At 68.8% G+C, this 5,341-nt stretch carries 6 protein-coding genes and 1 tRNA gene; 1 reads left to right on the top strand and 6 read right to left on the bottom strand.

From position 1 onward, the window contains the following. Window positions 1–99: 99 nt before the first annotated feature. Window positions 100–504 carry a DUF4304 domain-containing protein gene (locus FKV25_RS16695; RefSeq protein ID WP_425462631.1) on the bottom strand — a complete coding sequence of 135 codons (405 nt, stop codon included), beginning with the start codon at window positions 502–504 and terminating at the stop codon, window positions 100–102. Window positions 505–954: 450 nt separating this feature from the next. Continuing rightward, a tRNA-Phe gene (locus FKV25_RS12920) sits at window positions 955–1,030 on the bottom strand. A gap of 200 nt (window positions 1,031–1,230) precedes the next feature. Here FKV25_RS12920 and FKV25_RS12915 point away from each other — a divergent pair. Further along, entirely contained in the window at window positions 1,231–1,710 is a 480-nt protein-coding gene (locus tag FKV25_RS12915; RefSeq protein ID WP_246072088.1) for a DUF6491 family protein, read from the top strand. 37 nt (window positions 1,711–1,747) lie between these two features. On the opposite strand, the gene FKV25_RS12910 is transcribed toward FKV25_RS12915, so the two are convergent. The 4 genes from FKV25_RS12910 to ftsY all read right to left on the bottom strand — a co-directional run. Then, window positions 1,748–2,023 carry an oxidative damage protection protein gene (locus FKV25_RS12910; protein WP_141519214.1) on the bottom strand — a complete coding sequence of 92 codons (276 nt, stop codon included), beginning with the start codon at window positions 2,021–2,023 and terminating at the stop codon, window positions 1,748–1,750. An 8-nt stretch (window positions 2,024–2,031) separates the two neighbouring features. Next, the gene (gene mutY, locus FKV25_RS12905) at window positions 2,032–3,147 is read right to left on the bottom strand and encodes an A/G-specific adenine glycosylase (protein WP_141519213.1); all 1,116 of its coding nucleotides are present in this window, start codon (window positions 3,145–3,147) and stop codon (window positions 2,032–2,034) included. Beyond that, window positions 3,144–4,415: an AsmA family protein gene (locus tag FKV25_RS12900; protein WP_141519212.1), complete on the bottom strand. Its 1,272-nt coding sequence runs from the start codon at window positions 4,413–4,415 to the stop codon at window positions 3,144–3,146. Before FKV25_RS12900 ends, mutY begins: the two co-directional genes overlap by 4 nt. A gap of 19 nt (window positions 4,416–4,434) precedes the next feature. Then, window positions 4,435–5,341, bottom strand: a 907-nt coding sequence (gene ftsY / locus FKV25_RS12895; protein ID WP_141519211.1) for a signal recognition particle-docking protein FtsY, incomplete at its 5' end; no start/stop codon positions are given.

Below are 5,341 nucleotides of genomic sequence, written 5' to 3'. Positions count from 1 at the left end.
AAAACGCAACACCCACTACAACGAGGAAACAGCCAAGCCTCAAGCTCAAGGCAAGGACGTCATGCGCCCCGGGTTGACGGGAAGCTCCCTACGGAGTGGTTAGGCCTCTTTCTGAGATCTTTCGGCCAACGCAAGATCAGTTTGGGCGATGTACTTACGCATATAGCCACAAATTTCGCTTGAGAGTGTTTCAGATGCCTGCAGGATGCAACGACTAAGGACTGAAACTATGACAGCAGGATCATCTTGGTGAGAATACTCAAACCAAGGGCTTGGAGCATCAGGAACAATCCGCTCAATCCGCTGATCCCAATCCCAGTCTTTGTGTTTGTGCCTGAACTGATAGGGTTCCGGGAGGTCGTTGAACAGAAGCATGCAATTTACGAAGAACGTCCGTTGATACGGATTGTTGAACATTGAAGGTTGAATGTTGAATCGTTCAGTGTGACTGGGGTGCTGCCTAGAGAAAGTGGCGCGATCCTTCGTGAAGCCAAGCGGCTTCATCGTGGATCTGTGCATCTCGGAGAGACAAGAGCTCAGGAACTTGTCCATAGAGACCTAACACCAAGTAGACCCCAAAAGTGGGGTGATAACTGATTCTGTATGTGGATGCGTTGCCTGGTCAAACGCGCAGACGTTCTTTGGAATCATGGGCTTACGATGGGCCCGCGGTTCGTCGCCGGGGGAGCACGTCACGGATATCAGTCAATAATGCGGTGCTATCTGAAGAACGCTCATATTTGAGGTGCTAACTGACTGAGCGATAGGGGATCGGATGGGTCGACGCCTCTTGACGCTCCGGCTTGTCCGTCCAGATCAGCCGAGGAGCGTGCGCGGCCCCGGCGGAGACGTGGCGCTTGGCAGCGCGCGGGACCGCCCCCCATAACGCAAACGCCCCGCGGGCTGGGAGCCGGGCGGGGCGAGGTCTTCGGGGCAATGGGGGCCACCGGAAAATGGTGGCCGGGGAGGGAATCGAACCCCCGACACGGGGATTTTCAATCCCCTGCTCTACCAACTGAGCTACCCGGCCACGACACGGTGCGACCGTGTGAGGAGCGGCATGATACGGATGCGGGAAGGATGTGGCAAGCGTCGGTGCCGGCCGACGCGGTGGCGGTCGTTTTCCGGTGGTCGGCGGCTTGCGACGGCTGTGCTGCCTGCCGCGTATGGTGAGATGCATGCGTGTCGCCGTGGTGGCGGTGCGCCCGGTTCGCCAGAGAGGAAAAGACGATGCAATTCAGCATGATGCGTTGGGGGGCCTGGTTTGCGCTGGTGGCTGTCCTGGGGGCTGCGGGTTTGTCGGCCTGTGCGACCGGCGACCGGATCAGCGACGACGAGCGGCTGTTGATCTATCGCGCGCATGCCGGCGAGCCGGTGAAGAGCTTCCGCTATTTCGGTCGCCTGGACAGCTGGACGCCGCTCGGCGACGAGGCGCTGGCGGTCTGGACGCGCCCGCAGGAGGCCTACCTGCTCGAGTTCGACGGCAGTTGCTACAACCTGGACTTCGCGACGACGATCGCCGTGAGCGACCAGGGCGGGATGGTCTACGCCAAGTTCGACAAGGTGACGGTGCTGGGGCCCGGAGCGGGTGCGGTGTCGATCCCCTGCATCATCGGCGAGATCCGGCCGCTCGATACCCGCGCGATCAAGGCCGCGGAGGCCGACCGGCGCGAGAACGGGACGCTGCCCGCAGACGCGTCGGACGAGTAAATCGCAGTCAGGGAATGGCCCGGGCGGCCCGGGATGACTAGGGCGCGTCTGCCGGGACGTAGCCGGCCGGCTTGTCGGCGCCGCCCTCGAACAGGAACTTCTCCATCTCCGCGGCCAGGAACGCCCGGTGCCTGGGGTCCATCGGCGACAGGCGGTTCTCGTTGATCAGCATGGTCTGGTGGGCCAGCCATGCGGCCCAGGCGTTCTTGCCGATGTGGGCGTAGACGCGCTTTCCGAGTTCGCCGGGCCAGGGGATGAAGTCCAGGCCTTCGGCCTCGCGCTTCTCGTATTCGCAGTGGACGGTGCGGGGCATCGGGATCCTCAGTCGTGGTCGGCGGGCGTCGCGTCGCTGGATTCGAGCAGCTTGCGGATGGGGGCCGGGATGCCCAGCGCCGTCAGTTGCGTCCGCGGGACCCAGCGCAGGTCGCCATTGTCGCCGACCCGCTCGCGCAGGGCGACCGCCCGCCACCGGCGCGGGTGCAGGTCGAGCCGGAAATGGCTGAATGCGTGGGCGATCGAAGGCAGTGCCTCGCCTGCGTCGTAGTCGGGGTCGGCATGCGTGGCCAGCCACTCGCGGGCGAGCGTGGCGTCGTCGGCCTGCGGCAAGGTCCATAGCGAGGCCCAGACGCCCGTCGACGGGCGTTGCTGCAGCAGGATCCGGCCCTGTGCGTCTTCCAGCCACAGCAATTGGGCTTCGCGTCGGGGCAGGGTCTTGCCCGGTCGCGGCGTGGGCAGGCTGTCGGTGAGACCGTCCCGGTGCGCCGCGCAGGCGCCGCGCAAGGGGCAGAGCAGGCAGGTGGGCTTGCTGCGCGTGCACAGCGTGGCGCCCAGGTCCATCTGCGCCTGGGTGTAGTCGGCCATGCGTGCGTCGGGCAGGGCGGGGTCGGCGACATGCGCCTCGGCGAAGGCCCACAGGCGTTTTTCGACCTTGGGCGCGCCCGGCCAGCCTTCGACGCCGTGGTAGCGCGCGAGCACGCGCTTGACGTTGCCGTCGAGGATCGCGTGGCGGTCGCCCCAGGCCTGGGACAGGATCGCCGCGGCGGTGCTGCGACCGATGCCGGGTAGCGCGACGAGCGCCTCGAGATCGCGCGGCAGCTCGCCACCATGCCGCTCGACGCAGGCGCGCGCAGCAGCGTGGAGGTTGCGCGCGCGCGCGTAGTAGCCCAGGCCGGACCACAGCGCCAGGACCTGTTCCTGCGGCGCCGCGGCCAGCGCGGGCAGGTCGGGCAGGCCGTCGACGAAACGCTGGAAATACGCGATCACCGTGGCGACCTGGGTCTGCTGCAGCATGATTTCCGACAGCCACACGCGGTACGGGGAGCGCGGATGCTGCCAGGGCAGGTCGTGCCGACCATGCAGGTCGAACCAGGCGAGCAGCTGGGTGGCGAAGCCGTCGTGGTCAGCGGTGGGCGGCGGTGTCGGGCGGGCGCGGCTCATTCGGCTTCGTCCGACTCGAAACTGAGCTCGACGCCGCGGAGGGTCGCACCGGCGACCTCGATCTCCGGTGCCTGCAGTCGGCCATCGATGGGCGGCAGCGGCGTGCCGGTGGCGATGGCGTCCAGCCAGTCCAGCACGGCCGGCAGGCGGAAGCGGGCGTCGAACCGGGTCTGCTCCCGCTCCAGCCGCAGGCGTGCCGGACTGCTGGCGTCGAAGTGGCCGGCATAACGCAGGGAGAACGGCAGGGGCGCGCGCGACTGGCCGAGCGGCGGCGGCAGCGTGGGCCACGCCTCGGGCCAGCCGGCCAGGCGTCCGTCCAGCGACAGCGCGAGCGGCGCCTTGCCGGGCCGCAGCGCGAGCTGGCCCTGGGCCTGCAGCGAGGGAATGGGGCTGGCGTCGTCGGTGCCGTTGAGCACGAGGGCATCGGGCGCGATCAGGAGGCCATCGCCGTCGAGTTGCAGGCGTCCGTGCATGCCCAGCAGGAAGGGTAGGCGGGTGGCGTCGGCCTCGTAGCGCGCCGAGGTGCCGAAGCGCATCGGCGCGATCGTCACCGTGCCTGCTTCGCGCTGCACGGGGCCGGACAAGGCGATCGTGGCAGGGACGCGCTTGCCGTCCAGGTCGGCGGCGAGGGTGCCGCTGAGCTGGAGCGGGGTCGGCTCGCCGTCCAGCAGTGCCTGGGTTTGGCCCAGTTCGACGGCGAGGTCGAATCGCGCGCGCGAGGGCGGGTCGAGGTAGTCGCCGCGGACGGTCGCACTGAGCGGACGCGTGGGATGGAAGCGCGGCGCGTCGAGGGCAAGGCCATGCAGGGCCCAGCCGTCGCCATCGACGTGGCCGTCGCGGACCTGCACGCCGTCGGTCAGCACGGGCAGGCGCAGGGGCGTATCGGACGGGGGGCGTGCATCGAGCCAGGCCACCAGCGCCGGCCACTGCAGGCGCGGGCCGTCGAGTTCGATGCGTTGCAGGGTCAGGTCGTCGCCCCGGCTGCGCAGGGTGTGCCAGGGCAGCGACAGCCAGGCGCGATCGGCCTGCAGCAATGGCGTGGTCGCGCCGGGCAGGCGTGCGTCGAGGTCGCGCAGGACCAGTGTCGGGATGCCGCGCAGGCGGTACTCGGCCACGCCCGACGCGGTGATATCCAGGCCCAGGGCCCGGCTGGTGGCGCCTAGCACGAGCGCGGCGACCTGCTGCGGCCGGCTCAGCCAGAAGGCCAGCGCGCCAAACGCGGCCAGCGCGACGATCGCCAGCAGGACGTACAGGCGCTTGCGGCTCACGCGGCGGGCCACCCGGCGATCAGGCGCCGAGCGCCTCCGGAAGCAGGGCGTCGACGAAGGCCTCGGCGTCGAACACGCGCAGGTCCTCCGGACGCTCGCCGATCCCGGCGAAGCGGATCGGGATGCCGAACTCGCGCGCCAGCGCGAACACCACGCCGCCCTTGGCGGTGCCGTCGAGCTTGGTCACCACCAGGCCGGTCACGCCGATGGCGGCATGGAACTGACGCAGCTGCGACAGCGCGTTCTGGCCGGTGGTGCCGTCGATCACCATCAGCACCTCGTGCGGGGCGGCGGGGTCGATTTTCTGGAGCACGCGCTTGATCTTGCCCAGCTCGGCCATCAGCCCCTGCTGGGTGTGCAGTCGCCCGGCGGTGTCGGCGATGAGCACCTCGGTGCCGCGCGCCTTCGCCGCCTGCAGGGCATCGAAGGCGACCGACGCCGCGTCGGCGTTCTGGCCCTGGGCGATGACGGCGACGCCGTTGCGCTCGCCCCAGGCCTGCAGCTGGGCCACGGCCGCGGCGCGGAAGGTGTCGCCGGCGGCGAGCATCAGCGGGCGGCCTTCATCCTTGAAGCGTTTGGCCAGCTTGCCGATGGTGGTGGTCTTGCCGACGCCGTTGACGCCGATCGTCAGCAGGACGAAGGGCCGGGCGTCGCGGTCGATCTGCAGCGGCACCGCGACCGGTCGCAGCAGCGCGACCAGTTCGGCACGCAGGGCGGCGAGCAGGGCGTCGGCGTCGGCGAACTCGCGCGCCTTCATGCGCTTGCGCAGGCCTTCGACCAGGTCGGTGGTGGCGGTCACCCCAACATCGGCGGTGATCAGCGCGGTCTCGATCTCGTCCAGCAGGTCGTCGTCGAGACGGGGATTGCGCGAGAACAGGCCGCCCAGGCTGCGCGCGATGGCGCTGCCGCCCAGGCGCTCGCGCCAG

It is taken from the genome of Marilutibacter aestuarii (assembly GCF_006546775.1).
Classification (GTDB): Bacteria; Pseudomonadota; Gammaproteobacteria; order Xanthomonadales; family Xanthomonadaceae; genus Marilutibacter; species Marilutibacter aestuarii.
Note: the sequence above shows the minus strand (reverse complement) of the source record. Positions and strands in the feature narration are given on the sequence as shown.

Coding starts and splice junctions, on each gene's coding strand:
- FKV25_RS16695 (WP_425462631.1), bottom strand. CDS start 504: ATGAAGCCGCTTGGCTTCACGAAGGATCGCGCCACTTTCTCTAGGCAG.
- FKV25_RS12915 (WP_246072088.1), top strand. CDS start 1,231: ATGCAATTCAGCATGATGCGTTGGGGGGCCTGGTTTGCGCTGGTGGCT.
- FKV25_RS12910 (WP_141519214.1), bottom strand. CDS start 2,023: ATGCCCCGCACCGTCCACTGCGAATACGAGAAGCGCGAGGCCGAAGGC.
- mutY (WP_141519213.1), bottom strand. CDS start 3,147: ATGAGCCGCGCCCGCCCGACACCGCCGCCCACCGCTGACCACGACGGC.